Source organism: Streptomyces sp. NPDC040622 (assembly GCF_055593965.1).
Window position 1 is genome coordinate 684,015 of record NZ_JBVIXD010000004.1, and the last position, 25,028, is coordinate 709,042.

At 72.2% G+C, this 25,028-nt stretch carries 21 protein-coding genes and 1 pseudogene; 13 read left to right on the plus strand and 9 right to left on the minus strand.

All coding sequences use genetic code 11. The annotated features are described in order from the left end of the window. Nucleotides 1-160: 160 nt before the first annotated feature. Nucleotides 161-931: an NAD(P)H-dependent oxidoreductase gene (locus ACZ592_RS14725; protein WP_471581891.1), complete on the plus strand. Its 771-nt coding sequence runs from the start codon at nucleotides 161-163 to the stop codon at nucleotides 929-931. A gap of 79 nt (nucleotides 932-1,010) precedes the next feature. On the opposite strand, the gene ACZ592_RS14730 is transcribed toward ACZ592_RS14725, so the two are convergent. Beyond that, nucleotides 1,011-2,054, minus strand: coding sequence for a GHMP family kinase ATP-binding protein (locus ACZ592_RS14730; RefSeq protein WP_471581940.1), 1,044 nt, complete (start codon nucleotides 2,052-2,054; stop codon nucleotides 1,011-1,013). 187 nt (nucleotides 2,055-2,241) lie between these two features. Here ACZ592_RS14730 and ACZ592_RS14735 point away from each other — a divergent pair, with 187 nt between their 5' ends. From ACZ592_RS14735 to ACZ592_RS14760, 6 genes are all read left to right on the plus strand, one after another. Then, nucleotides 2,242-3,234, plus strand: coding sequence for a pyridoxal-phosphate dependent enzyme (locus ACZ592_RS14735; protein ID WP_471581892.1), 993 nt, complete (start codon nucleotides 2,242-2,244; stop codon nucleotides 3,232-3,234). A gap of 97 nt (nucleotides 3,235-3,331) precedes the next feature. Then, nucleotides 3,332-4,168 (plus strand): Rossmann-like domain-containing protein, encoded by an 837-nt coding sequence (locus ACZ592_RS14740; RefSeq protein ID WP_471581893.1) that lies wholly within the window; start codon nucleotides 3,332-3,334, stop codon nucleotides 4,166-4,168. 80 nt (nucleotides 4,169-4,248) lie between these two features. Continuing rightward, entirely contained in the window at nucleotides 4,249-5,493 is a 1,245-nt protein-coding gene (locus ACZ592_RS14745; protein ID WP_471581941.1) for an MFS transporter, read from the plus strand. Nucleotides 5,494-5,543: 50 nt separating this feature from the next. Next, entirely contained in the window at nucleotides 5,544-6,596 is a 1,053-nt protein-coding gene (locus ACZ592_RS14750; RefSeq protein WP_471581942.1) for a FecCD family ABC transporter permease, read from the plus strand. A gap of 1 nt (nucleotide 6,597) precedes the next feature. Beyond that, nucleotides 6,598-7,365 (plus strand): ABC transporter ATP-binding protein, encoded by a 768-nt coding sequence (locus ACZ592_RS14755; protein ID WP_471581894.1) that lies wholly within the window; start codon nucleotides 6,598-6,600, stop codon nucleotides 7,363-7,365. 43 nt (nucleotides 7,366-7,408) lie between these two features. Next, nucleotides 7,409-8,431 carry an ABC transporter substrate-binding protein gene (locus tag ACZ592_RS14760; RefSeq protein WP_471581895.1) on the plus strand — a complete coding sequence of 341 codons (1,023 nt, stop codon included), beginning with the start codon at nucleotides 7,409-7,411 and terminating at the stop codon, nucleotides 8,429-8,431. Here the strand turns inward: ACZ592_RS14760 and ACZ592_RS14765 are convergent. Together ACZ592_RS14765 and ACZ592_RS14770 are read right to left on the minus strand one after the other, a co-directional pair. After that, a complete protein-coding gene (locus ACZ592_RS14765) occupies nucleotides 8,421-9,290 on the minus strand; it encodes an SMP-30/gluconolactonase/LRE family protein (RefSeq protein ID WP_471581896.1) in 870 nt (289 codons plus the stop codon). The two genes, ACZ592_RS14760 and ACZ592_RS14765, sit on opposite strands and share 11 nt — an antisense overlap. Further along, nucleotides 9,287-10,057, minus strand: coding sequence for an IclR family transcriptional regulator (locus ACZ592_RS14770; protein WP_471581897.1), 771 nt, complete (start codon nucleotides 10,055-10,057; stop codon nucleotides 9,287-9,289). Before ACZ592_RS14770 ends, ACZ592_RS14765 begins: the two co-directional genes overlap by 4 nt. A gap of 217 nt (nucleotides 10,058-10,274) precedes the next feature. Between ACZ592_RS14770 and ACZ592_RS14775 the strand changes: the two genes are divergently transcribed. From ACZ592_RS14775 to mmsB, 6 genes and pseudogenes are all read left to right on the plus strand, one after another. After that, complete coding sequence (locus ACZ592_RS14775) at nucleotides 10,275-11,441, plus strand: mandelate racemase/muconate lactonizing enzyme family protein (protein WP_471581898.1); 1,167 nt, start codon at nucleotides 10,275-10,277, stop codon at nucleotides 11,439-11,441. Further along, nucleotides 11,438-12,451 (plus strand): zinc-dependent alcohol dehydrogenase, encoded by a 1,014-nt coding sequence (locus ACZ592_RS14780; RefSeq protein WP_471581899.1) that lies wholly within the window; start codon nucleotides 11,438-11,440, stop codon nucleotides 12,449-12,451. The genes ACZ592_RS14775 and ACZ592_RS14780 overlap by 4 nt, the downstream gene beginning before the upstream one ends. A gap of 145 nt (nucleotides 12,452-12,596) precedes the next feature. Further along, nucleotides 12,597-13,565: a hypothetical protein gene (locus ACZ592_RS14785; RefSeq protein WP_471581900.1), complete on the plus strand. Its 969-nt coding sequence runs from the start codon at nucleotides 12,597-12,599 to the stop codon at nucleotides 13,563-13,565. A 1-nt stretch (nucleotide 13,566) separates the two neighbouring features. After that, on the plus strand, nucleotides 13,567-14,688 hold the full coding sequence (gene chvE, locus ACZ592_RS14790; RefSeq protein ID WP_471581901.1) for a multiple monosaccharide ABC transporter substrate-binding protein: 1,122 nt from the start codon (nucleotides 13,567-13,569) through the stop codon (nucleotides 14,686-14,688). A gap of 74 nt (nucleotides 14,689-14,762) precedes the next feature. Then, nucleotides 14,763-16,268 (plus strand): annotated as a pseudogene (mmsA, locus tag ACZ592_RS14795) (multiple monosaccharide ABC transporter ATP-binding protein); the annotation flags it as partial. Between the two features lie 8 nt (nucleotides 16,269-16,276). After that, nucleotides 16,277-17,509: a multiple monosaccharide ABC transporter permease gene (mmsB, locus tag ACZ592_RS14800; RefSeq protein WP_471581902.1), complete on the plus strand. Its 1,233-nt coding sequence runs from the start codon at nucleotides 16,277-16,279 to the stop codon at nucleotides 17,507-17,509. Nucleotides 17,510-17,567: 58 nt separating this feature from the next. Here the strand turns inward: mmsB and ACZ592_RS14805 are convergent, their stop codons facing one another. The 6 genes from ACZ592_RS14805 to ACZ592_RS14830 form a co-directional block, all read right to left on the minus strand. Continuing rightward, the gene (locus ACZ592_RS14805) at nucleotides 17,568-18,659 is read right to left on the minus strand and encodes a methyltransferase (protein WP_471581903.1); all 1,092 of its coding nucleotides are present in this window, start codon (nucleotides 18,657-18,659) and stop codon (nucleotides 17,568-17,570) included. Nucleotides 18,660-18,790: 131 nt separating this feature from the next. Beyond that, nucleotides 18,791-20,548 carry an L-arabinonate dehydratase gene (gene araD, locus ACZ592_RS14810; protein WP_471581904.1) on the minus strand — a complete coding sequence of 586 codons (1,758 nt, stop codon included), beginning with the start codon at nucleotides 20,546-20,548 and terminating at the stop codon, nucleotides 18,791-18,793. After that, on the minus strand, nucleotides 20,536-21,438 hold the full coding sequence (locus ACZ592_RS14815) for a dihydrodipicolinate synthase family protein (RefSeq protein WP_471581905.1): 903 nt from the start codon (nucleotides 21,436-21,438) through the stop codon (nucleotides 20,536-20,538). Before ACZ592_RS14815 ends, araD begins: the two co-directional genes overlap by 13 nt. Further along, entirely contained in the window at nucleotides 21,435-22,100 is a 666-nt protein-coding gene (locus ACZ592_RS14820) for a GntR family transcriptional regulator (protein WP_471581906.1), read from the minus strand. Before ACZ592_RS14820 ends, ACZ592_RS14815 begins: the two co-directional genes overlap by 4 nt. A 149-nt stretch (nucleotides 22,101-22,249) precedes the next feature. Beyond that, a complete protein-coding gene (locus ACZ592_RS14825; protein ID WP_471581943.1) occupies nucleotides 22,250-23,695 on the minus strand; it encodes a rhamnulokinase in 1,446 nt (481 codons plus the stop codon). A 252-nt stretch (nucleotides 23,696-23,947) separates the two neighbouring features. Next, nucleotides 23,948-24,673: a class I SAM-dependent methyltransferase gene (locus ACZ592_RS14830; protein ID WP_471581907.1), complete on the minus strand. Its 726-nt coding sequence runs from the start codon at nucleotides 24,671-24,673 to the stop codon at nucleotides 23,948-23,950. Between the last annotated feature and the right edge of the window lie 355 nt (nucleotides 24,674-25,028).

The window sequence follows — 25,028 nt, forward strand, 5'->3', positions numbered from 1 at the left end:
CCGTTCCGCTCCCGGATCGCGCGAAGACACGGTCCGTCCGGCCCGCGCCGCTCCAGGAGTCGGATCCCGGGGGCTCCGAGTTCCCGCGTGGCCAGATCCTTGCGGGTTATGTCCATCTGGCCACTCGATGGTCACAGGGCGGGCGGCGCACGATCGGGGCATGAAGATTCTCTGGGTCTACGCACATCCCGAGCGCCGCTCGCTGGCCGGTTCCCTGATGGACGAGGGGCTGCGCACGCTGGAGTCGCTCGGGCACGAGCACCGCACATCGGATCTGTACGGCATGGGCTTCAAGGCCGTGGTGGACGCCGACGACTTCGGGGCTGCCACGTCAAAGGAGCGGCTTTTCGTGGGCGCCGAGCAGGAACGGGCGTACACGGAACGGACGTTGAGTGCGGACATCCGCCGCGAGCAGGAGAAGATCGCCTGGGCGGACGCGCTCGTCTTCCACTTCCCGCTCTGGTGGTTCGGGCCGCCCGCGATCCTCAAGGGCTGGTTCGACCGCGTCCTGGTCCAGGGCTTCGGCTTCGGCGTCAAGGGGCCCGACGGGCGGACCCTGCGGTACGGGGACGGCGGTCTCGCCGGGAAGCGCGCGCTGATCGTCACGTCGGTCGGCGCCCGCGAGTCCGGCTTCGGCCCGCGCGGGATCCACGGCCACCTGGAGGAGGTCCTGTTCCCGCTGCTGCACGGCACGTTCTGGTACACCGGCATGTCCGCGCTCCCGCCGTTCGCGGTCTACGGCGCGGACCGGCTCACGGACGCCGGCTACGCGGCGGACGCGGCCGCGCTCAGGGAGCGCCTGGGCACCTTGGAGACGGCGACGCCCCTGCGTTTCCACCACGAGAGCGGCCCCGCGTACGACGAGGACCTGGTGCTGCGCCCCGACGTGGCCCCCGGCAGGGCCGGCCTCGGCGTCCATCGCGCGGCGTGAACGGGGACTCCGGCCTCGCCGGGGTCAAAGGGGCGGTCGGCACGGTGGGCGGCGGCGCGTACGCCGACCGGCCGGCACGTCACCGCGCGTCCGTCGCCCCCATCGCGGGTGACATCGAACTCCCCCCGCCGCACGCCGTGTTGCCGAAGCTCAGCGTGCGGTAGACCGACACCCCACCCGTCGGCACCCCGCCCGCCGTCCCGCCGGCGTGCGCGCTGTCCGCCGGATCCCGCGCCACGAGCTCCGCACAGGCCTGCGCCGCCGCGGTGACACGCCGCGTGTACGCGGGGTCGGTGGCGTCGAGCAGCACCCCCAGCGTCGTACCGCTGTGGCCGACGGCGACACCGAGGCCGCCGACCTCGCGGCAGATGTCCCGCATGGGGTCCAACGACCGCTTGTGCCGCAGGGACTGATTCATGCGGGCGCTGCGCGTGGCGACCCTGCCGACCTCCGCGAGATCCCCGCCGCGCACGGCGTCGGTGAGCCTGCCGAGCAGGTCGGCGTAGGTGCGCCGGTCGTCCCTCGTGAACGGTTTGGGGATGCGGTTGAAGTCCACCGTGTCCACCGAACCGCCCTCGTCGATGCCGACCACCCCAAGGGCGGGCAGCGAGCCGAGGACCGAGCGGAGCCGGACGCTGCGGTGGTGGAAGGCGACGATGGCGGGGTAGAGCACGCCGTCGGTGGGCTCGATGCGGGCCAGCAGCCGTTCGATCCTGGCGGGCGGCATGGGGACGTCGAGGGCGCGGCCGACCGCCCGCGCGGTGGCGACGAGGTCGGCGGAGGAGCTGGCCAGGCCCTTGCCCTCGGGGATCACGCTGCTCACGGTGAGGACACCGCCGCGCGGCGCACCCGACCGCCCGGGCGCCACGTCCACGATCATGCGGGCGAGTTGGAGCGCCTTGGTCTTGCCCGGCGGCCACACTTCGAGCTCCCCCGAGCCGGAGCCCGGCCGGAAGGTAGCCATCGTCCAGCGCGCGACGGGCAGCGTCACGAGGAAGTCCCCGTCCCGTTCCGGCAACGCGCCCTGGAGCAGCTCGCCGAACGTGCCGAAGGCGGTGCCCACCCCCACCTTCCACGGCGGGGCCGGTCGCGGCGGGCGAGACCGGGTCCCGGCCTCCTGGATCAGCTTCACACGGCTCCTTTCGACGTCGCGGCGCGCACAGCGCGGCGCCCCGCGTGCACCAGTGTGCCGAGCCTAACCGCTCTTGACAATCATTTTCATCTAGTGTGATGCTCTCGGCGTCCCCGGAGGCCGTCCGCACTCCCCCGGCGCCTTCCCTGCCCGCACCGCCCCACGGGGGATCACCGTCATGCACGCACACATCGCCGAGGCGGTGAAGAAACCGGATCTCATAGCGCTCGAGCCGGATCTCGCCTGCCTCCGGTTCGAGACCATGAAGATCTACTCGGCCCTCGGGGCCGTCCGGCACCTGCTCGCTGCCGGCGCCGTCCGACCCGGCGACACCCTCATCGACAGCTCCAGCGGCATCTACGCGCAGGCCCTGGCCCTCGCCTGCCACCGCTACGGGATGAAGTGCCACATCGTGGGCTCCACCACCGTGGACCGCTCGACCCGGGTGCAGCTGGAGATACTCGGCGCCACCCTTGAGCAGGTCGAACCGTCCCGGAACCTGCGGCTGGACCAGGAGTTGAGGGTGCGGCGGATCGCGGAGATCCTGGCCGCCCACCCCTCGTACCACTGGATGCGCCAGTACCACGACGACATCCACTACTACGGCTACCGCGACGTGGCCGACGAGATCGACGCGGACCTGCCCGCAGGGCCGCTCGCGCTGGTCGGCGGCGTGGGCTCGGGCGCATCCACCGGGGCTCTCGCCACCTGTCTGCGCGAGGCGGGCCGGGACGTGTCGCTCGTGGGCGTGCAGCCCTTCGGCAGCGTCACCTTCGGCTCCGAGCACGTCGCCGATCCGGACATGATCATCGCCGGGATCGGCAGCGCCATCGAGTTCGCGAACGTCCGGCACGAGCTGTACGACCGCGTGCACTGGGTGAACTTCGACAGCGCCGTGTCCGGAGCGGTCTCCCTGCTGCGCACCAGCGGCATCTTCGCCGGACTCTCGGCGGGCGCCGCCTATCTGAGCGCGCGGTGGGAGCGGATGCGCAACGACGGCCGTACGTACGTCTTCATCGCGGCCGACACCGGACACCGCTACGTCGAGAGCGCCTACGCACGGCACGAACAGGCGCCGGACGCCGACACGTTGAAGCCGCACGAGATCACCTCGCTCGACGCGCTCAAGCACCCCTGGTCGACGGCCGCCTGGCCGCCCGCCGCGCCCTGAACCGCCGCCCGACCCGCCGCCTGAACCGCCCGGCGCCCCCAGCAACCCGGCAGCCGGACAACCCCAGCACCCCCAGCAACCCCCAGAGAGAATCCCCATGCCGCACCCCACGCCCCACACCGTCGCGGAGCTCACCGACGCCGTCCTCGCGGGCGCGCACGGCCCCGACCCGGCCGAACTCACCGTCACCAGCGCGTTCTGGCTCTACCACACCACCCGGCTCGCCGGCGGCGACGTCACGTACCACAACCACTACCTGCTGCTCCGCGTCGGCGACTCCTTCGGCGCCTGCTCCTTCGAGGCGGGTGAACTCGCCCCCGGCTTCTGCGAGAACGCCTCCGGGCACTCCCTGGACAAGCTCCTGCGCGACGAGTCCGCGCCCGTGCGCACCGCCGCGCTCGACGCCTACCTCGCACGGGTGCGCCCGCACCGCACCGCCGACGACGCCGAGCGCGTCCTGCTGCCGGCCGGCACGCCCGAGGTGCGCGCCGAGGCCCGCGACGCCGCGATAGCCGGGCTGCTCGACATCGAGCCGGGCGCGCGCGTCGCCCTGATCGGTGTGGTCAACCCCCTGGTCGCCGCGATCAAGGACCGGGGCGGCGTCTGCCTGCCCTGCGACCTGAACCTGCGCGCGACCGCGTGGGGCGACCCCGTCTGCGACGACATGACCGAGGTGCTCGCCGGCGCCGACGCGGTGGTCGCCACCGGCATGACGCTCAGCAACGGCACCTTCGACCTGATTCTTCGTCACTGTGTGGAGCACGACGTGCCGTTGGTCGTGTACGCCCAGAGCGGCAGCGCCGTCGCCCGCGCCTTCCTCGGCGCGGGGGTCACCGCACTGAACGCGGAGCCGTTCACGTTCTCCCAGTTCAGCGCCGACGCCACGCCCATGTACCGCTACCGGTCCTCCCTCGCGGACGGAGCGGCCGCGTGAGCATCGACGCCACCGAGAACCCCAAAGACACCGTGAACTCCCCTGACACCGTGAACGACGACGTGCCGGGCGATCTGCGGATGGCCCGGGCGCTCTGGCCCGTGCTGCTCGCCTCCGCGGTGGGCCTGCTCCCGTTCACCGTCTTCAGCACCTATCTCGTACCGATCGCCGGCGAAGCCGGCAGCGGGGTCGCCGCGATGGGCGGCCTGCGCGGGCTCGGCGGCCTCGCAGCCCTCCTGGTCGGCACCGCGCTGGCCCCGCTCATCGACCGCGTCCCCAAGGAGTGGGCGGCCGCGGGGGCACTGGTCGCGCTCGGTGCGTCGGCCGCGCTCGGCGCCGCCGGGGACTTCGCCCTGCTCGCCGTGTTCTGCCTGCTGATCGGCGCGAGCACCGCGGTGCTGAACCCCGCGCTGACCGCCGCGGCCGCCGACCGCTTCGGCACCGGCAGGGCGGCCGGGCGCGCGGCGACGCTGGTGACCGCCACCCAGTCCATGACCGCCATGCTCGCGGCGCCCGTCATCGCGCTGCCCGCGCTCTTCTGGGGCTGGCAGGGCGACCTGCTCGGCGTGACCGTGGTGGCGCTGCTGCTCGCGGCGGTCTTCGTGGCCCGGCACGCGAAGCGGCGCACCACCGACGACCCGCACACCACCGACACCGCCGCCGAGGCGGAAGCACCCGGGAGCGGGCCGCGGCTCGGCTACCTCGCCTCCTTCAGGGCGCTGGGCGCGGTGCCCGGTGTGGTGCCGCTGCTGGTGATCGCGCTGCTGCGCACCGCCGTCTTCATGGGGTACCTGTCCTACCTCGCGGCCTTCTACGAGGAGCGGTTCGACCTCGACGCGGGGCTCTTCGCGTTCGTGTGGACGCTCAGCGGCGCGTCGTTCTTCGTCAGCAATCTGCTCACGGGGCGGATCACCAACGCGGCCCGTCCGCGCATCGGTACGGAGCGGATGCTCGCCGTCGGGCTCGTCGCCGCCCTCGTCTGCGTCGTCGGCTTCTACTTCACGCACTGGCTGCCGCTCGCCCTCGCGCTCACCGCGCTGCACGCGGCGAGCCACGCGGTCGTCGCCGCCTGCGTGGTCAGCCTGCTCGTGCGGCGCTGCGGTACGACGCTGCGCGGCTCGGCGCTGAGCATCAACGCGGCCGGCATGAGTCTCGGCGTGTTCGTCGGCGCGGCCCTCGGCGGCGCGGGCCTCGGCCTGGCCGGCTACTCCGGCGTCGCGGCCGTCTTCGGCGCCCTGGTGGTCGCCGCGCTCGGCGCGGCCGTACCGGTGCGGCGCGCGGGGCGGGCGGACGACGCAGACCGGACGGAGGCGGGTACCGCGTGAACGCCCTCGCCGGGGCCCCGCCGGACGGCGCCCCGAGGACCCGGGCCGCCGTGCGGGACCGGCTCGCCTCCCCCAAGGCGTTGGCGCTGACGTGCGTCGCGCTCTTCCTGCTCCTCCTCGCCTCGGCCGTCTGGGCGATCGGTCTCGGCGCCACCGTCGTGACACCCGCCGAGACAGCCCGGCACCTGTGGGCGGCGCTCACCGGCGGCCGCGTCGCCGCCGACGAGGCCACCACGTACCAGATCATCTGGCAGATCCGGACGCCGCGCGTGCTGCTCGCCGCGCTGGTGGGCGCCGGTCTGAGCGCGGTCGGCGTGGCCGTCCAGGCGATGGTGCGCAACGCGCTCGCCGACCCGTTCGTCCTCGGCGTCTCCTCGGGGGCGTCGGTGGGTGCCGTCGGGGTGACGGTGACCGGCGGGCTGGCCGCCCTCGGTGTCTACGCCGTGTCGGCGGGCGCGTTCGCCGGGGCGCTCGTCGCGTCCTTCCTCGTGTACGCCGCCTCCAGCGACCGGGGCGCGCTCTCGCCGCTGCGGCTCGTCCTGACGGGGGTGGCCATGTCGCTCGGCTTCCAGGCCGTGATGAGCGTGATCATCTACTTCGCGCCGGACAGCGAGGCGACCTCGATGGTCCTGTACTGGACCATGGGCGGCTTCGGCGCGGCCAGTTGGGGCGCACTGCCCGTCGTCTCGGCGGCGGTCCTGCTCGGCCTCGTGGTCCTGTACCGGCACTCCAGGGCGCTGGACGTCCTGGCGCTCGGCGACGAGGCCGCCGCGAGCCTGGGCGTCTGCCCGGACCGGCACCGCAGGAACCTGCTCGTGGTCCTCTCCCTGGTCACCGGCGTGATGGTCGCGGTCAGCGGGGCCATCAGTTTCGTGGGGCTCGTCATGCCGCACCTGGTGCGGATGGTCGTCGGCGCCACGCACGCCCGGGTGCTCGCCGTCGCCCCGCTGGTCGGCGCGGTGTTCATGGTGTGGGTCGATCTGCTGTCCCGGACGGTGGTCGCGCCGCGCGAACTGCCGCTGGGCGTCATCACCGCCCTGGTCGGCGTGCCGGTGTTCATCGCGCTGATGCGCCGCAAGGGCCATGTGTTCGGGGGGCGTTGAGATGGAGCTGCGAATCGAAGGGCTCGGTGTCGTCACCGACGGCAGGAGCCTGGTGCGTGACCTCTCCCTCGACGTGGGCGACGGTCAGGTCGTCGGCCTGGTCGGCCCGAACGGCAGCGGGAAGTCGACCGCGCTGCGCTGCGTGTACCGCGCGCTGCGCCCGACGACGGGCACCGTCCGCGTCGGCGGGGACGACATCGCCGATCTCACCATGCGCCGCGGCGCCCAGCTCGTCGCCGCCATGGCGCAGGACGGCACCGTCGAGCTGGACTTCACGGTCGAGGAGGTCGTCGCGCTCGGACGGGTCCCCCACCAGCGCGGCAACCAGGCCCTGACCGGGCGCGAACGGGAGCTGTGCGCACGGGCGATGGAGCGGCTCGACATCCGCCACCTGGCCCGGCGCAGCGCCCTGACCCTGTCCGGCGGCGAGCGTCAGCGCGTGCTGCTGGCCCGCGCCCTCGTCCAGGAGCCGAAGGTCCTGGTCCTCGACGAGCCGACCAACCACCTCGACGTACGTCATCAGACAGCGGTCCTCTCGTACCTGCGCGGCGCCGGGCTCACCGTCCTCGTCGTCCTGCACGACCTCAATCTCGCCGCGGCCGCGTGCGACCGGATCGGGGTGCTGTCCGAGGGCCGGCTCGTTGCCTCCGGGACGCCCGCGGACGTCCTCACCGAGGAGCTGGTGGCCGACGTGTTCGGGGTGAAGGCCAGCGTCGTCACGCACCCGCTGACGGGCGATCCGCAACTGCTCTACGCGCTCCGCCCCTGACCCGCCATCTGATCCAGACCTTCGCGAAAGGCACCGCCTCCCCATGTCCCCCAAAACTCCTGTGCGCCGACTGCACCGCACCCGATCCGTCGCGGCCGGTTCCGCGCTCGCGCTGACGCTGCTCGCCGGCTGCGGCGCCGAGGTCGACTCGACCGGTGATGCCGGGGCGGCAGGGAGGACCGTCGTCGAACGCTGCGGCGAGCCCGTCTCCTACCAGGTGCCCCGACGGGCGGTCGCCTACGAGGGAGGCAGCGCCGACAAGCTGTTCAGCCTCGGCCTGACCGAACACGTCCACGGTTACGTGATGCCGCCCGCCAATCCGCCCGTGCGCGAGTCCCCCTGGGCGTCGGAGTACGCCAAGGTGAAGATGCTCGGCGACGACCTGCTCAACAAGGAGCTGGTCGTCGAGGCGAAGTCCGACCTCGTCGTCGCGGGCTGGAACTCCGGCTTCAGCGACCAGCGCGGGATCACCCCGAAGATCCTCGACAAGCTCGGCATCCAGAGTTTCCTGCACACGGAGAGCTGCTTCAACTACCCCGGCTCTCCGCAGAAGATGACCCCGTTCAAGGCCCTCTACAGCGACCTTGAACGGCTCGGGAAGATCTTCCGGGTCGAGAAGAGGGCCGACCGGGTCGTCGGTGATCTGAAGAGGCGGGTCGCGGCCGTGGAGGAGAAGGCGCCCAGGAACGGCGAGCGGGTGCCGGTCTTCCTCTACGACTCCGGCACCGACCAGCCCTTCACGGCAGGCAGCCAGGTGCCGCCCGACGACATCATCAAGAGCGCGGGGGGCCGGAACATCTTCGACGGACTCGACGCGCGCTGGACCCAGGTCACCTGGGAAGCGGTGACGAAGGCCCAGCCGGAGGTCGTCATCATCCTCGACTACGGCGACCAGCCCGCGAAGAAGAAGATCGAGTTCCTGAAGAAGTCCCCGCACACGAGGGAGCTGCCCGCCGTCAAGAAGAACCACTTCTTCGTCCTCGACTACAACGAGGGCATCAGCGGGCCGCGCAACATCGACGGCCTGGAGAAGTTCGGGACCTACCTCAGGGAGCTCAGCCGCTGAAGGCGACACCCGGCAGACCGCGGCCCGCGCCGGGCACGACCAGCACCGAACCCGCGAGGGGATGCGGGCGGTCAAGGCCGGTGCGAGCCGTGGTGATGTACAGGTCGCGCAGGTCGGGTCCGCCGAAGACGCAGGCCGTGGGCCGGCGCACCGGCAGCTCCAGGGTCCGCTCCAGCCGCCCGTCGGGGGTGTAGCGGCGGATCGCGGCGCCGTCCCAGAGGGCCACCCACACGCAGCCCTCGGCGTCGACGGTGAGTCCGTCGGGGAAGCCCGCCCCCTTCTCGATCTGCGCGAACGGCCTTCGTTTCGGCATGCGTTGGCCTTCGTGGCCGAGTACGTCGATACGTCGTGTGGGGCTGTCGGCGTAGTACACGAGCCGCCCGTCGGGGCTCCAGCCGGTGCCGTTGCTCACGGACACGTCGCCGAGCAGTTCGGTGACGGTGCCGTCGGGGCCGACCCGGCTGAGACTGCCGCCGCCGGGCGCCTCGTCGTAGCGCATGGTGCCCGCCCAGAGCGATCCGTCGGGGGCGACGGCCGCGTCGTTGCCCCGGCGGCCCGGCACGGGGTCGCGCACGAGCCAGGTGAAGGGCGCGCCACCGGGCCCGTACAGGCCGATGCCGTCACGGAGGTTGACCACCAGGCCGCCGGCCGCACGCGGTTTGGCGGCGCCGACGTGCTGCTCGGTGGCCATGACGGTGCGGCGGCCGTCGCCGGGGGCGTACGTGTGGATCCGGGAGCCGAGGATGTCGACCCAGATGAGGCGACCGGTGGCCGCGTCCCAGGTGGGGCCTTCGCCGAGTGCGGCCTCGGCCCGTACCGCCACCTCGTACGCCCGGCTCGTGGCGTACGCCCGGCTCATCGCGTGCCCCGGTGGCCGAGGCGGACCGACAGGTCGACGGCGCCCTTGGCGGCGAGCTCGGCCAGTTCGTCCTCGCGGGCCTGACTCCAGCGGATCATCGGCACCGAGATGGAGAGCGCGGCGACGACCCGTCCCGCACTGTCCCGCACCGGCGCCGCCACACAGCTCACGTCGGGGTTGGACTCCTGGTGCTCGACCGCGACACCCCGTTCCCTGATCCCGGCGAGGGCGGCGAGGAGCGCGTCGGGGTCGGTGATGCTCGCGGGCGTCATCGCAGTGAACTCCCGCCCCTCGATGCGGGATGCGAGCTCGGCCTGGGGCAGCGAGGCGAGCAGCATCTTGCCGACCGAGGTGCAGTGCGCGGGCAGGCGGCGGCCGGCGGCGGAGACCATGCGCACGGCGTGCGTGGAGTCGACCTTGGCGATGTAGATGACGTCGGTGCCCTCCAGGACGGCGACGTGGACGGTCTCGTCGCAGGTCTCCGCGACCTCGCGGGCCACCTGCTGCCCCTCCGCCGCGAGGTCGAGCTGCTCGGCGTACCGGCTGCCGAGCTGGTAGGTGCGCACGCCCAGGCGGTAGCGGCCCGGCTGGTCGGGGAGTTGGACGAGGTAGGACCGGGCGGCCAGGGTGGTGAGCAGTTCGTGCACGGTGGTGCGCGGCAGTTGGAGTCTGCGGGTGACCTCGGGTGCGGAGAGCGTCCCGTCGCCCTCCAGGAACAGTTCGAGTATGTCCAGCGACCTGGTCACCGCGGGCACCAGTCGTCCCATGAGTTCGGCCTCTCGCCCTGCGCGTCCGAAACTTCGGTCGCTGATCGATATGACGAACACAGCCTAGGCACGGCGCAGTTCGCGACGCAATGGCCGTCCGGCGCCCGCCCAAGACCGTTCCGCACGACCCATTGACACCTTCGGGGCGCCGTGAATAACGTCACGCCCACATTTCGAACGTGTGACGAAATATCGAACAAGTCAAGGGACAACTGCCTTGCGCATTACGGGAATCAGCACGCATGTGGTCGGCACGCCCTGGCGTAATCTCACCTATGTCCAGGTCCATACCGACGAGGGCCTGACCGGCGTCGGCGAGACCCGCATGCTGGGCCGCACCGACGCGCTCATCGGCTACCTCCGCGAGGCGGCGGCGAACCACATCGAGGGATCGGACCCGTTCGCCGTCGAGGATCTGGTGCGCCGGATGAAGTACGGCGACTACGGCCGGGCCGGTGAGATCGTGATGTCGGGCATCGCCGTCATCGAGATGGCCTGCTGGGACATCAAGGGAAAGGCGCTCGGCGTCCCCGTCTGGCAGCTCCTCGGCGGGAAGGTCACCGACCGCGTCAAGGCGTACGCGAACGGCTGGTACACCACGGAGCGCACCCCTCAGGCGTACCACAAGGCCGCCCGAGCGGTCATGGAGCGCGGCTACCGCGCGCTGAAGATCGACCCGTTCGGGACGGGACACCACGAACTCGACCACGAACAGAGCCTGTACGCCGTGTCGTTGATCGAGGCCGTGCGGGACGCGATCGGGCCGGACGCCGAGCTGATGCTGGAGATGCACGGCCGGTTCTCGCCCGCCACCGCGGTCCGGCTCGCCCGCGATCTCGCTCCGTTCCGGCCCGCGTGGCTGGAGGAGCCGGTACCGCCGGAGAACCTCAAGGCCCTGGAGAAGGTCGCGGCCAAGGTGGACATGCCGGTGGCGACCGGTGAGCGCATCCACGACCGGATCGAGTTCCGCGAGCTGTTCGAGAGCCAGGCGGCCGACATCCTGCAGCCCGACGTCGGCCACATCGGCGGCATCTGGGAGACCCGCAAGCTCGCGGCGACCGCCGAGACGCACTACCTGCTGATCGCGCCGCACAACGTCGGCGGATCCGTGCTGACCGCCGCCTCCCTCCACGTCGGCTTCAGCACACCGAACTTCAAGATCCTTGAGCACTTCAACGACTTCGCGGACGCCGGCATCAAGAAGGTCGTCAAGGGCGCGCCGCAGGTCGACCCGGAGACGGGCTGCTTCGAGCTGTCGCACGCGCCGGGCCTCGGCGTCGAGCTCGACACGGACGCGGCCGCCGAGTTCCCCCAGCAGCAGGCCCGGTTCGACCTGTGGGCCGAGGGCTGGGAGAAGCGGTCGCCCGGCGGGTCCGGCGCATGACGTCGCGCGCGATCGTGATCGACCGCCCCGGCAGGCACCGCCTCGTCACCGTGGCACACCCCGGCCCGCGCCCGGGTGAGGTGCTCGTGCGGGTCGCCGCGGCCGGGATCTGCATGAGCGACCGCGAGGTGTACGACGGACGCCGTGACGCCGCCTACGTCCGCTACCCGGTGACTCCGGGCCACGAGTGGTCCGGCACCGTGGTGGCCGTCGGCGACGGCGTGGACCCCGCACTCGTGGGGCGCAAGACCGTCGCCGAGGGGTTCAGGGCGTGCGGTGTCTGCGAGCGCTGCCGGTGCGGCGAGACGAGCCTGTGCACCGGTGGCTACGCGGAGACCGGGTTCACCGAGCCGGGCGGATTCGCCGACCATCTGACCGTGCCCGCACGGCTGTTGCACCCGCTGCACGACACGGCGGACCTGCGGGCCGCGGCGCTGCTCGAACCGGCCGCCGTGATCGCGGCGGCCGTGCGGAGCGGCGGGCCGCGGCCGGGAGAGCGCGTCGCGGTGGTCGGCGCGGGCACCCTCGGGCTGCTCGCGGTGCAGCTGCTCGCCGCGTCGCACCCCGCCGAGCTGACCGTCGTCGACCCCCGCACGCCGCGCGGGGAACAGGCACGGCGGTGCGGGGCGACCCACGCCCTGTCCCCCGCCGAGGCGGAGTCGGCGCACGGGTCCTTCGACCTCGTCGTGGAGACCGCGGGGGCGCCCACCACGGCCGCCTCCTCGTGCCTGCTCGCCCGCAGGGGCGGCCGGGTCGTGCTCACCGGCATGTTCACGCCGGGGGCCGTCGGCATCGACCCCGTCCATCTCTCCCTCAGCCAGCTGGAGGTGCGCTCCGTCTTCGGCGCGCCGTCCTCGGCCTGGTCGGACGCGGTGCGGGCGTTCGGTCTCGGACTGCTCGACCCCGCCCCGCTCATCACCCACGAGTTTCCGCTGGAGCGGTTCGGGGAGGCCGTCGCGCTGGTCGGCGGGGGCGACCCGAAGACCGGCAAGGTGCTGCTGGTGCCCTAGGGCCCGTCTTCACACCCCTGCCTGCACCGCGACGCCGCCGGGGGCCGCACACCTCAGGTCGCGCGGCGCCCCCTCCGTCCCGGGGCGCGGCACTCCCGTACACCCCCGTCCGAACCCGGTTCGACACACCGAGCATTGGAGCCCCGTGATCGCCCCGTCAGCCCCCAGGCGCCCCGGCGCCGCCGCCCTCGCCCGCATCGGGCATCCCCTGCCCGTGCCCGACCCCGCGGACGCGTCCCCGCACGCCTTCCCCGACGGCGGCACCTGGCGCACCGAGGTGCCCTCCGTCGAGGGGCCCGAGGCGCTCGGCGTCGTCCTGAAGGAGAGCGCCCGCCTGGACGTGCCCGTCCACCGGATCAGCCAGGGCAGCGGCGTCTGGATGCTCACCGACGCCGAGATCACCGAGATGGTGGACTCCTGCGCCGAACGCGACATCGAGCTCTGCCTGTTCACCGGGCCGCGCGGCACCTGGGACACCGGCGCCGCGACCCGCACCGACTCCGGCGGCGCGGGTCTGCGCGCCCGGGGCCACGACGCGCTCGCGGGCTGCGTCGAGGACGCGGTGCGCGCCACCGGGCTGGGCGTCACGTGCCTGCTGGTCGCCGACGAGGGCGTCCTGTGGACGCTGCACCGGCTGCGCGAGGCCGCTGTCCTGCCCTCGGGCACCACCTTCAAGCTGTCCGCGCTGACCGGTCCGGTCAACCCCGCGTCGTACGCCGTGTACGAGCGGCTCGGCGCCGACTCCCTCAACGTGCCGTCCGACCTGACCCCCGCCCACCTCACCGAGATCCGCCGGACCAGCCGGGCGCCCATGGACATGTACGTCGAGGCGCCCGACGACCTCGGCGGCTACGTGCGGATGTACGAGATCGCCGAGCTGATCCGACGCGGCGCCCCGCTGTACGTCAAGTTCGGGCTCTCCAAGGCCACCGGCATCTACCCCTACGGCGCCCATCTGCGCGAGCACACGCTGGCCACGGCCCGCGAGCGGGTCCGGCGCGGCCGGCTCGCCCTGGACCTGCTGGCCCGGCACGGCGCGGCCGGCGGCATGTCGCCGCTCGGCTCGCGGCTCCCCGGTGAGCTGTGCCGCTTCCCCGTCCCGGAAGGGGACTGACATGCGCACGCGACCTCGCACCCGCCCACTCGCCGTGGCCCTGACGGCCGCGCTGCTCACCGTCTCGCTCACCGCCTGCGGCCAGGAGGCGAAGGGCGGCAGCCGCTACAAGGCGGACACCGGCAAGGGCGGCACGATCGGCCTCGCCATGCCCACCAAGGCCTCCGAACGCTGGATAGCCGACGGCAGGAACATGGCCCAGCAGTTCCAGAAGGCCGGCTACAAGACCGACCTCCAGTACGGGGACGACAAGGTGGAGAACCAGGTCGCCCAGCTGGAGAACATGATCACCAAGGGGCACCGGCTGCTCGTGGTCGCCGCGATCGACGGCTCCGCGCTCACCGACGTGCTCGCGCGGGCACACGACGCGGGGATCCCCGTGATCTCGTACGACCGCCTCATCCTCGGCACGGAGAACGTCGACTACTACGCGTCCTTCGACAATGAGCGCGTCGGCGAGCTGCAGGGCCAGTACATCGTCGACAAGCTGAAGCTCGGCAAGCCCGACGCGGACTCCGACGACCAGCACGCCGTCGAGCTGTTCGCGGGCTCCCCCGACGACAACAACACCAAGTACTTCTGGAACGGCGCCATGAAGGTGCTCCGGCCGTACCTGAGGAGCGGGCAGCTCGTCGTGCGCAGCAAGCAGACGAGGATGAACCAGGCCACCACGTTGCGCTGGGACGGCGGCACCGCGCAGAAGCGCATGGACGACCTGATCAGCAAGAGCTACGGCGACCGGCGCGTCGACGCGGTCCTCTCGCCGTACGACGGGATATCGATCGGTGTCATCTCCGCGCTGAAGAGCGCGGGTTACGGCGGCAAGAGCCAGCCGCTGCCCGTCATCACGGGGCAGGACGCGGAGCTCGCGTCCGTGAAGTCGATCATCCGGGGCGAGCAGACGCAGACCGTCTTCAAGGACACCCGCAAGCTGGCCGCGCAGACGGTGCAGATGGGCGACGCGGTGCTGACCGACAAGAAGGTGGAGGTCAACAACACCAAGGACTACGACAACGGCAAGAAGACCGTGCCGGCCTACCTCCTCAAGCCCGTCAGCATCGACCGGAAGAACACGCGACTCCTCATCGACGAGGGGTACTTCAAGGCGGGGCAGCTCAGGTGACCGGGACGGCACAGGACGCCAGGCCGCTCCTGGAGATGCGCGGGATCACCAAGACGTTCCCCGGCGTCAGGGCGCTGGCCGACGTGAACCTGACGGTGCGGCCGGGCGAGATCCACGCGGTCTGCGGCGAGAACGGCGCGGGCAAGTCGACGCTGATGAAGGTCCTCAGCGGCGTCCACGAGCACGGCAGCTACGACGGAGAGATCCGGTTCGAGGGCCGGGAGATGTCGTTCAAGGACATCCGGGCGAGCGAGCGCCACGGCATCGTGATCATCCATCAGGAGCTGGCGCTCGTCCCCTACCTGTCGATCGCCGAGAACATCTTCCTCGGCAACGAGCAGAGCAGGCACGGCCTCATCGACTGGAACGACACGCTGCGCAGGGCGAGTGCCCTGCTCAAGCGGGTGGGCCTGCGCGAGAAGCCGCAGACCCCCGTCACCGACATCGGGGTCGGCAAGCAGCAGCTCGTGGAGATCGCCAAGGCGCTGTCGAAGGAGGTGAAGCTGCTCATCCTGGACGAGCCGACGGCCGCGCTCAACGACGAGGACAGCGCCAAGCTCCTGGACCTGATCGTGGAGCTGCGCGAGCAGGGCATCGCATGCATCGTCATCTCGCACAAGCTGAACGAGATCCGGCAGATCGCCGACGCCGTGACGATCATGCGCGACGGGCGGACCATCGAGACCCTGACGGTGCGCCAGAGTGCCGAGGCGCAGGCGGAGTTGTCGGAGGACCGGATCATCCGGGGCATGGTGGGCCGCGACCTCGACCACCGCTTCCCCGACCGCACGGTGTACGCGGGTACGGACGCGGGCGGACTCGCGCTGTCCGTCGAGGGCTGGACGGTGCGGCACCCGGTCGACCACCAGCGCACGGTCGTCGACGACGTGTCGCTGACCGTGCGGCGCGGCGAGATCGTCGGCATCGCGGGCCTGATGGGCGCGGGCCGCACCGAGCTCGCGATGTCCGTCTTCGGGCGCTCCTACGGGCAGTACGTCGCCGGCTCCGTGGCGGTGAACGGCCGTCCCGTGGTCACGAAGACGGTCCCCGCCGCGGTCGACGCGGGCATCGCGTACGTCACCGAGGACCGCAAGCGCTACGGCCTGAACCTCATCGACAACATCAACCGCAACGTCTCGCTGGCGTCGCTGCCGGGCATGCGGCGGCGCGGCGTCGTCGACGAGCACCACGAGCGCCAGGTCGCCGAGCGCTACCGGAAGTCGATGAACATCAAGACGCCCACGGTCTTCGAGCAGGTGGGCCGGCTCTCCGGCGGCAACCAGCAGAAGGTCGTCCTGAGCAAGTGGATCCACGCCGACCCCGAGGTCCTGATCCTCGACGAGCCGACGCGCGGCATCGACGTGGGCGCCAAGTACGAGATCTACAGCGTCATCGACAAACTCGCGGCACAGGGCAAGGCGGTCCTCTTCATCTCCTCCGAACTGCCGGAGCTGCTGGGGATGTGCGACCGGATCTACACGATGGCCGAGGGCCGCCTGACCGGTGAGGTCACGCGCGCGGAGGCCACCCAGGAAGTCCTGATGCGCCACATGACCCAGACCAGAAGCACCAGGAGCTGAGGCCCGCCATGACCACCACGACCACTCCCCCGCGGGACCCGTCCGCCGCGTCACCGGCCGCCGAGCGGTCGGCCGGTGCGCTGCTGTTGCAGAGCGTGCGCTCCAACATGCGCCAGTACGGCATGCTCGTCGCCCTGGCGTTCATCGTCGTGCTCTTCCAGATCTGGACCGACGGCACGCTGCTGCTGCCGAACAACGTCTCCAACCTGATCCAGCAGAACGGCTACATCCTCATCCTGGCCATCGGCATGATGATCGTCATCATCGCGGGCCACATCGACCTCTCCGTCGGTTCGCTGGTGGCCTTCGTCGGCGCCATGTCGGCGGTGATGATGGTCAAGCACGACATGCCGTGGGTGCTCGCGCTCGTCCTCTCCCTGCTGATCGGGGCGGTCGCGGGCGCGTGGCAGGGCTTCTTCATCGCCTACGTCGGCATTCCGTCGTTCATCGTGACGCTGGCCGGCATGCTGCTCTTCCGCGGGCTCACGCAGATCGTCCTGGAGGGCCAGTCGCTGGCCCCCTTCCCCGAGGGCTTCCAGAACATCGCCAAGGGGTTCATCCCCGAGATGGGCCCGTACACGCAGTACCACAACCCCACGCTCGTCCTCGGCCTCGCCACCATCGCCTTCCTCCTGATCCGCGAATGGCGGGACCGCAGGCGGCAGTTGGCCTACGAGCTCGACGTCCTGCCGACCGGCCTGTGGGCGGCGAAGTGCGTGGCGATGGCGGCGGCGGTGATCGCCTTCACGCTGACGCTGGCGAGCTTCCACGGCGTGCCCGTCGTCATGCTCATCATGTGCGGACTGCTGATCGGCCTCGGCTACGTGATGCGCAACGCCGTCGTCGGCCGGCACGTGTACGCCCTCGGCGGCAACAAGGCCGCCGCGATGCTCTCGGGCGTCAAGGACAAGCGCGTCACCTTTCTGGTCTTCGTGAACATGGGGGTCCTCGCGGCGCTGGCGGGCTGCGTGTACGCCGCGCGCCTCAACGCGGGCACCCCGCAGGCGGGCCTCAACTTCGAACTGGAGGCCATCGCGGCCTCGTTCATCGGCGGCGCGTCGATGAGCGGCGGCGTCGGCACGGTGATGGGCGCCGTGATCGGCGGCCTGGTCCTCGGCGTCCTCAACAACGGCATGTCGCTCGTCGGCATCGGCACGGACTACCAGCAGGTCATCAAGGGGCTCGTGCTGCTCGCCGCGGTCGGCTTCGACGTGTGGAACAAACGCAAGGTCGGGCGCTAGTCGCCGTGCCGGTACGGGTGGGCCGTGCCGACGCGTACCGGCACGGCCACACCTACCGTCAGGCGGTCCCGTCCGCCGCCCCGGCCCCTGCCTCGATCACCTGGAACGGGCTGCCCGCCCCCACCGGCGACACGGACAGGATGGCGAGCCCTGCCCGGCCGCAGACCTCGTCGAAGTCCGCCCGGGTGCGCTCCTTGCCACCCAGGTTCACCAGCATGTTCAGGTCGCTCAGATACGCGAGACCGGCATCCTGGGGGTCGACGGCCTCGGGCAGGACGTGCTCCAGGATCAGCACGCGCCCGCCGGGCGGCAGCACGGCACGGATGTGGCTCAGGAGGGTGACCACCCGCTCGTCCGACCAGTCGTGCACGATGCTCTTCAGGAGATAGAGGTCGGCGCCCCGCGGGGCCTCCCGGAAGAAGTCCCCGGGCACCAGCGAACACCGGTCCGTGAGCCCGTGCCGCGCCAGCGTCGCCGGGGCCTGGGCCAGGCCCTCCGCCGTGTCGTGGATGATGCCGGACAGGCCCGGGTGCGCCAGGAGCACACCGGAGAGCAGCGTGCCGTCGCCGCCGCCGATGTCGGCGACCGTGCGGAACCTGCCGAAGTCGTACGCCTGGGGCAGCACCTGCGCGGTGGACCGGGTGCTCTGGCTCATCGCCGCGTTGAACTGCGCGGACCGCTCGGGGTGCTCCTTCAGATGGCCGAAGAAGTCGGTGCCGTACAGCGCGTCGAAGGCGGTGTCGCCGGTCCGTACGGCGTCGTCGAGGTGCTCCCAGGCGCGCAGCATCGTCGGGTCGGTGAGCGTGTTCACCAGGGACGCGACGGAGTGGGGCCGGCCCGAGTCGAGCAGCGCGCCCGTGGCCGTCACCGCGAACGTCCCCGGCGCGCGCTCCTCCAGGAGCCGCAGGCTCGCCAGAGCGCGCAGCAGCCGGTTCATGGACTCGGGGTGGGCCCCCGCTTCGGCGGCGACCTCGGCGGCCGGCCGCTCCTTGTCGCCGATGAGCTCGACCACCCGCAGCCGGGTGGCCGCGCGCAGGGTCTGGGCCGCCATGCTCCCGAAGACCAGCTGGACCAGCTGCCGAGGGTCCGGCGCCCCCTCCGCGCCTTCCGTCCCCTGCGTACCCGCCGCCTCGGTTCCACCGTTCGTCACAGTCGCTCCCCTTCCGCTCCGGGCCGTGCGTGGCGGCCCCTACGGCCCGACACGCAAGTTAGGTAACCCTAACTCTCGGGGTGTGCGGTTGTCGTCGGTCAGGATGCGCCACGCCGACGGCGGCCGGGAGGTCAACCCGCGTAGGGGTCCGGCACCGCGCCGGGCCTGGCGAGGAACGCGAAGTCGCACCCGGTGTCGGCCTGGGTGATCTGCTCGGCGTACAGGGCGCCGTAGCCCCGCTCGTGGCGGACGGGCGGCGGCTTCCACTGCGCACGACGTCGTGTCAGTTCCTGTTCGGACACCAGGAGTTCGAGACTGCGCGCCGGCACGTCGAGGGCGATGAGGTCACCGGTGCGCACCAGCGCGAGGGGCCCGCCCACGTGCGACTCGGGCGCGACGTGCAGCACACACGTGCCGTACGAGGTGCCGCTCATCCGTGCGTCGGAGATTCGCACCATGTCGCGCACCCCCTGCTTCAGCAAGTGGTCCGGCAGGGGCAGCATCCCGTATTCGGGCATGCCGGGACCGCCCTTGGGCCCCGCGCCGCGCAGCACGAGGACGTGGTCGGGGGTGATGCCGAGCGCCGGGTCGTGGACGGTGCGCTGCATCGTGCGGTAGTCGTCGAACACGACGGCGGGTCCGGTGTGCCGGAGCAGGTGCGGCTCGGCGGCGATGTGCTTGATGACGGCGCCGTCCGGGCAGAGGTTGCCGCGCAGGACGGCGACACCGCCCTCCTCGGCGACCGGGTTGTCCCGGGGGCGGATCACGTCGTCGTCGTGGACGCGGGCGCCGGCGAGCTGTTCGCGCAGGGTGTCGTGCGCGACGGTGGGGCGGTCGAGGTGCAGCAGGTCGGGGATGCGCGACAGGAAGCCCGGCAGCCCGCCCGCGAAGTGGAAGTCCTCCATGAGGTGGCGCTCGCCGCCCGGCCTGACGTTGGCGAGCACGGGCACGGTGCGGGAGGTCCGGTCGAAGTCGTCCAGGGTGAGCCGCACCCCGGCGCGCCCGGCGAGCGCGATGAGATGGATGACGGCGTTGGTGGAGCCGCCGAGCCCGAGCACGGTGGTGACGGCGTCGGCGAAGGCGTCCCGGGTCAGGATCCGCGACAGCCGCAGGTCCCGGCGGACGAGTTCGACGATCCGCAGCCCCGAGGCGGCCGCCATCCTGTCGTGCCCGGAGTCGACGGCGGGCACGGACGAGGCGCCGGGCACGGTCACTCCGAGCGCCTCCGCGGCGGCGGTCAGCGTCGATGCGGTGCCCATGGTCATGCAGTGGCCCGGCGAACGGGCGAGCGCGCTCTCCAGTTCGGTCAGCTCGCAGTCGCCGACGAGCCCGGCGCGGTGGTCGTCCCAGTACTTCCACATGTCGGTCCCCGAACCGAGCCGCTCGCCCCGCCAGTGCCCGGGCAGCATGGGCCCCGCCGGTACGAAGACGGCCGGCAGGTCGACGCTCGCGGCGCCCATGAGCAGCGCGGGCGTCGTCTTGTCGCAGCCGCCGAGCAGCACGGCGCCGTCGACCGGATAGGAGCGGAGCAGCTCCTCGGTCTCCATGGCCAGGAGGTTCCGGTAGAGCATGGGGGTCGGCTTCTGGAAGGTCTCGCTGAGCGTGGCGACCGGGAACTCCAGGGGGAAGCCGCCCGCCTGCCACACGCCCCGCTTGACCGCCTGGGCGCGCTCGCGCAGGTGGGAGTGGCAGGGGTTGATGTCGGACCAGGTGTTGAGGACCGCGATGACGGGCTTGCCCAGGTGTTCCTCGGGGAGGTAGCCGAGTTGGCGGGTGCGGGCGCGGTGACTGAAGGAGCGCAGCCCCGAGGAGACGCTGTCGCCGTACCACTGGCTGCTGCGCAGCCGCCGGCCGTCCTGCCGGTCCTCCCCGCGCGTCACAGGGACCACCCCTTCACTGCCCCGGCGACCTCGGCGCGTTCCGCCGCCGGCAGGAGGCTGCTCGGGGCGCGTACGTCGCGGCGGCACAGGCCGAGGGCGGCGAGGCCCTCCTTGACGACGGTGACGTTGTGGGCGGAGCCGTCGGCCGCGCGCAGTTCCTCGAAGCGGCGGATCAGGGCCCAGACGTCCATGGCCGCCGGGTAATCACCGCGTCGGAGCGCTGCGAGCATGCGCAGCGACAGGGTCGGGGCGACGTTCACGAGCCCGGAGGTGAAGCCGGTGGCGCCCGCGGAGAAGTACGAGGGCGCGTACGGCTCGGCGAGCCCGGCGATCCACACGAACCGTTCGAGTCCCGCGTCCCGCGCGAACCCCGCGAAACGTGCCGCATCCGGCACGGCGTACTTGACGCCGATGACGTTCGGGCAGGCGTCGGCGAGCTCGGCGAGGCGGGCTCCGGGCAGGGTCGCGTCGCGCAGGTAGGGCACGACGCCGAGTTCGGGAACGGCACCGGCGATGGCCCGGTGGTAGTCGACCCAGCCGCCACCGGAGACGTAGGGGTGGGCGGGCTGATGGACCATCACCATCCGTGCTCCGCACTCCGCCGCGTGCCGGGCGGCGTCCACCGCGCTCCGCACGTCGTGCCCGACGCCGACGAGGATCTCGGCCCGCCCCGCCACCTCTGTGGCGGTCAACTCCACCACTGACCGGCGCTCCTGCGGGCTGAGCGTGTGAAACTCCCCCGTGTTGCCGTTCGGGGTGACGGTGCGCACCCCTGCGTCGAGCAGCCGTCGCAGCACCCGGCCGTGGGCCTCCCGGTCCAGCGAGCCGTCCGCGGCGAAGGGCGTCACCGGAATCGCCACCACGTCGGCGAGGGCGGCACGTCGGGCGTCGTACGTCATGCCGGGTCCCCTTCGGCGGGAAAGGCGCGGTGCACGAACGACGCGATGTGCCGGTGCAGCGCCTCGGCGGCGCCGTCCGCTTCCCCGGCGAGGGCGAGGCGCAGGATCTCCCGGTGCTCGGCGGCCTCGTGGGCCCACGACGGGTCGGCCGCCCAGGCGACGGCGGCGACGAGGGCCGCCTGATCGCGCACCTCGTCGAGGAGGCGGCACAGGAGCGGATTGCCGCAGTCGGCGTACAGGGCGCGGTGGAACTCCCGGTTGGCCAGGGCGCGTTCGGCCGTGTCGACGGCGGTGTCGGCCCGGTGCAGGGCCTTACGCGCCGCGTCCGGAGCCGTGCCGCGCAGGACGGTGCGGCGCAGCGCCTCGGGCTCCAGGAGCAGCCGCACGTCGTACACCTCGCGCGCCATGGGCGCGTCCACGGTACGGACCGCGGCGCCCTTGTACTGGCTCATCGCGACGAGCCCGGTGCCCGACAGGGTCTTGAGTGCCTCGCGCACCGGCGTCTTGGAAACCCCGAACTCACCGGCCAGCTCGGTCTCCACGAGGGGCTGTCCCGGGCTCAACTCGCCGGTGAGGATGCGGTGCCTGATCGCCTCGAGCACGAACTGCGTGCGGGAGGGGATCGGGGCCGGGGTCCGGGTCGGGGTCGGCACGGCTGTCATGGGCACCCTCGGATCTCACGTATCACGTCTCATATATGACGTACGACGTACGACGCGTCGAAGCTAAGCGGGCGCCCCGACTTCGTCAACGGCTCTGACAAAAGAGGAGCCGTGGACCTGCGGGACTGCGGGCCTCCGGCGGGACCCGCTCAGCCCACCGTCCCGCGGCCCTTGCCCAGCGACGCGGCGGCCGACGCCCAGGCCCGCGCGTCACCCCGGGGCTCGTAACGCCGCGCCGGCCGGCTCGCACGCAACAGCGCCCGCAGGTCCCGCAGGCTTCCGTCGACCACACCCGCCGCCCGCGCCTGGACGAGGACATTGCCGAGCGCGGCCGCCTCCGCGGGGCCCGCCTCCACCGGCAACCCGCAGGCGTCCGCCGTCAGTTGGCAGAGCAGTTCGTTGCGGGAGCCGCCGCCGACCAGGTGCACGGTGGCGGCCGTGCGCCCGGAGAGCCGCTGCGCGTCGGAGAGTGCGGCCCGGTGTGCGAGGGCCAGCGAGTCGAGCACGCACCGCACGGTCTCCGCGGGGCGGCGGGGCTCCGGCCGTCCGGCCCGCCGACAGGCGGCGGCGATCCGCTCCGGCATCCCCCCGGGCGCCAGGAACTCCGCCGACCCCGCGTCGACGACGGCCCTCAGCGGCGCGACCCGCGCGGCGTCCCGCAGCAACTCCCCCAGCCCGCCGACCCCGCCGCCCGCGCCGTCCCCCCACTCCCTCAGGCACTCCTGCAGCAGCCAGAGGCCCATCGTGTTCCGCAGGTACCGCACCGTCCCGTCGACACCGAGCTCGTTGCTGAAGTCGGCCCGGCGGCTCTCCTCCGTCAGCACCGGGGCGTCCAGTTCGAGGCCGACCAGCGACCACGTGCCGGTCGCGACGTACGCCACGACGGGATCGGCGGCCGGGACCGCGACGACCGCGGACGCCGTGTCGTGCGAGGCGACCGCCGTCACCGGCACGGGTCCGGCGAGGCCGGTCTCGGCCAGCACGTCGCGGGACAGCTCGCCGACGCGGTCGCCGGGCTGTCGCAGCGGCGGGAAGAGGCCGAGGTCGATGCCGAGCGCGTCGGCGACGGGACGGGACCAGTCACGGGTGTGCGGGTCGATGAGCTGGGTGGTGGAGGCGTTGGTGAGTTCGGTGCCGCGCGCCGCGCCGCCGGTCAGCCAGTGGGCGATCAGGTCGGGGATCAGCAACAGGCTCTCGGCGGCGGCGAGTTGCGTACTCCCCCGGGCGACGAAGAGCTGGTTGACGGTGTTGAAGGGCAGGGACTGCAGTCCGGTGTGCTGGTACAGCTCCTCGGCGGACAGCACCTTCCGCACCCGCTCCCCGACTCCCTCCGTGCGGGCGTCGCGGTAGTGCACCGGGTTGCCGAGCAGGTAACCGGAGGCGTCCAGGAGTCCGTAGTCGACGGCCCAACTGTCCACGCCCACCGAGGCGATGCGCCCGCCCGTCGCGGCACCGGCGGCACGCAGTCCGTCCAGCACGCCCCGGTACAGGGCGAGGACGTCCCAGTACAGCGTGCCCCCGACCCGCACCGGCCGGTTCGGGAAGCGGTGCACCTCCTGGAGCGTGACCCCGTCGGGTCCGGCCCGCCCGGCCATCACGCGCCCGCTGGAGGCCCCGAGGTCGACGGCGGCGAAGGCTGCGGCGGCACGGTCGGTCAACGGAACTCCAGCGGCCGGCAGTGACAGAGTCACCGGTGTGAATCGTTTCAAGAGAGGAAGCTAGGAGGAGGCACGACCACTGTCAACCCATGGCATGGAACGGGTTGATCGCCCGCATGAATGCTTTCAGTCACTCATGCGCCACGCCGAACCCGCCCCCTCCGTCACCGGCCGCCGCACGGCCGCCCCTCAGCCGCTGCGCCCCAGCACCAGCCACTGCGACGGCAGCTCGATCCGCGTGCCGTCCGCGGTGAACTCCGTGGTCGACAGCGGCAGTTCCCCCTGCGCGAGGATCGCAAGACCGGCCGCCCCGACGTACTCCCCGACCGCCGCGTCGACGACCTCCGCGGGCGTGAGGCCGTGCGCGAAGACCGGCGCGAGCTTCGGCGGCGGCCCCTCGGGGCTCTGCACCAGACCCATCAGGACGGGACGCGCCGCCTCGGTGAGTTCGACGACGAAGGCCCTGCCCCGGTCGCCGAGCAGCGTCGCGATGCCGTCGAGCAGCGACTGCCGGTCGTCGGTCTCGCACTGGTGGAGGACGCCGCGCATGTAGATGTTCACGTCGCCGAGCTCCGCGTGCAGTTGCCGTGCCTCGCTCTGCTCGCCCGCGTCGAGCTGGCGGAAATCGGCCTGGCCCGCCGGGTCGGCGCGCCGCGCGTGGTCGACGGCGGCCGCCGACAGGTCGACGCCGAGGACGCGCGGGAAGCGGTCGGCGAGGAAGCGCGTCTGAGTGCCGTTGCCGCAGCCGAGGTCGACGACGGGAAGGCCGAGAGCGGCCATGTGTGGTTCGAAGAGTGCGAGGTGCAGACCCGCGGTGAGGGCGGGCTCGGCATCCCAGAAGACGCCTCCCTGCTCCTCGGGGGCCTCCCGCCAGAACCCCTCCCACGCCTCCCTGTACCGACTCGTGACGCTCATGTCCGTGCTCCCCGGGGTGCGACGAGAGCCGCCGAAGCCGACGACAAGATCGGTGTATCGCGCCCGGGGCACGCCCACAAGGCATCCGGGCGTTCCTTCACGGCTCATTGTGTACGTTCCCGCCGGGCGCGCGCCGCATGCCGCCCGCGCGGGGGCGCGGGACGGGACGGAGTGCGAACCAGGGCCCGTCTTCACACCCGTGTCCTCGCCCGGAGGGCGGGCAGGCGTCGCGGGGCAGACAGGGGCGTGCGGACAAGGCCCTAGCGCCCGTCTGACAATTCCCGTCGGAGCAGCGAGCGTCCGCCGAGCCGGCAGTCCGGAGGTGCTCCGACCGTCCGGCGGGTCTTGCCGGGCC

Bases quoted from the DNA above. Each gene is read 5' to 3' on its own strand.
- ACZ592_RS14735 (WP_471581892.1), top strand. From the start codon at position 2,242: ATGCACGCACACATCGCCGAGGCGGTGAAGAAACCGGATCTCATAGCG.
- ACZ592_RS14820 (WP_471581906.1), bottom strand. From the start codon at position 22,100: ATGACAGCCGTGCCGACCCCGACCCGGACCCCGGCCCCGATCCCCTCC.
- mmsB (WP_471581902.1), top strand. From the start codon at position 16,277: ATGACCACCACGACCACTCCCCCGCGGGACCCGTCCGCCGCGTCACCG.
- ACZ592_RS14780 (WP_471581899.1), top strand. From the start codon at position 11,438: ATGACGTCGCGCGCGATCGTGATCGACCGCCCCGGCAGGCACCGCCTC.
- ACZ592_RS14825 (WP_471581943.1), bottom strand. From the start codon at position 23,695: ATGGCCGGGCGGGCCGGACCCGACGGGGTCACGCTCCAGGAGGTGCAC.
- ACZ592_RS14815 (WP_471581905.1), bottom strand. From the start codon at position 21,438: ATGACGTACGACGCCCGACGTGCCGCCCTCGCCGACGTGGTGGCGATT.
- ACZ592_RS14770 (WP_471581897.1), bottom strand. From the start codon at position 10,057: ATGGGACGACTGGTGCCCGCGGTGACCAGGTCGCTGGACATACTCGAA.
- ACZ592_RS14765 (WP_471581896.1), bottom strand. From the start codon at position 9,290: ATGAGCCGGGCGTACGCCACGAGCCGGGCGTACGAGGTGGCGGTACGG.
- chvE (WP_471581901.1), top strand. From the start codon at position 13,567: ATGCGCACGCGACCTCGCACCCGCCCACTCGCCGTGGCCCTGACGGCC.
- ACZ592_RS14760 (WP_471581895.1), top strand. From the start codon at position 7,409: ATGTCCCCCAAAACTCCTGTGCGCCGACTGCACCGCACCCGATCCGTC.
- ACZ592_RS14745 (WP_471581941.1), top strand. From the start codon at position 4,249: ATGGCCCGGGCGCTCTGGCCCGTGCTGCTCGCCTCCGCGGTGGGCCTG.
- ACZ592_RS14755 (WP_471581894.1), top strand. From the start codon at position 6,598: ATGGAGCTGCGAATCGAAGGGCTCGGTGTCGTCACCGACGGCAGGAGC.
- ACZ592_RS14740 (WP_471581893.1), top strand. From the start codon at position 3,332: ATGCCGCACCCCACGCCCCACACCGTCGCGGAGCTCACCGACGCCGTC.
- ACZ592_RS14830 (WP_471581907.1), bottom strand. From the start codon at position 24,673: ATGAGCGTCACGAGTCGGTACAGGGAGGCGTGGGAGGGGTTCTGGCGG.
- ACZ592_RS14725 (WP_471581891.1), top strand. From the start codon at position 161: ATGAAGATTCTCTGGGTCTACGCACATCCCGAGCGCCGCTCGCTGGCC.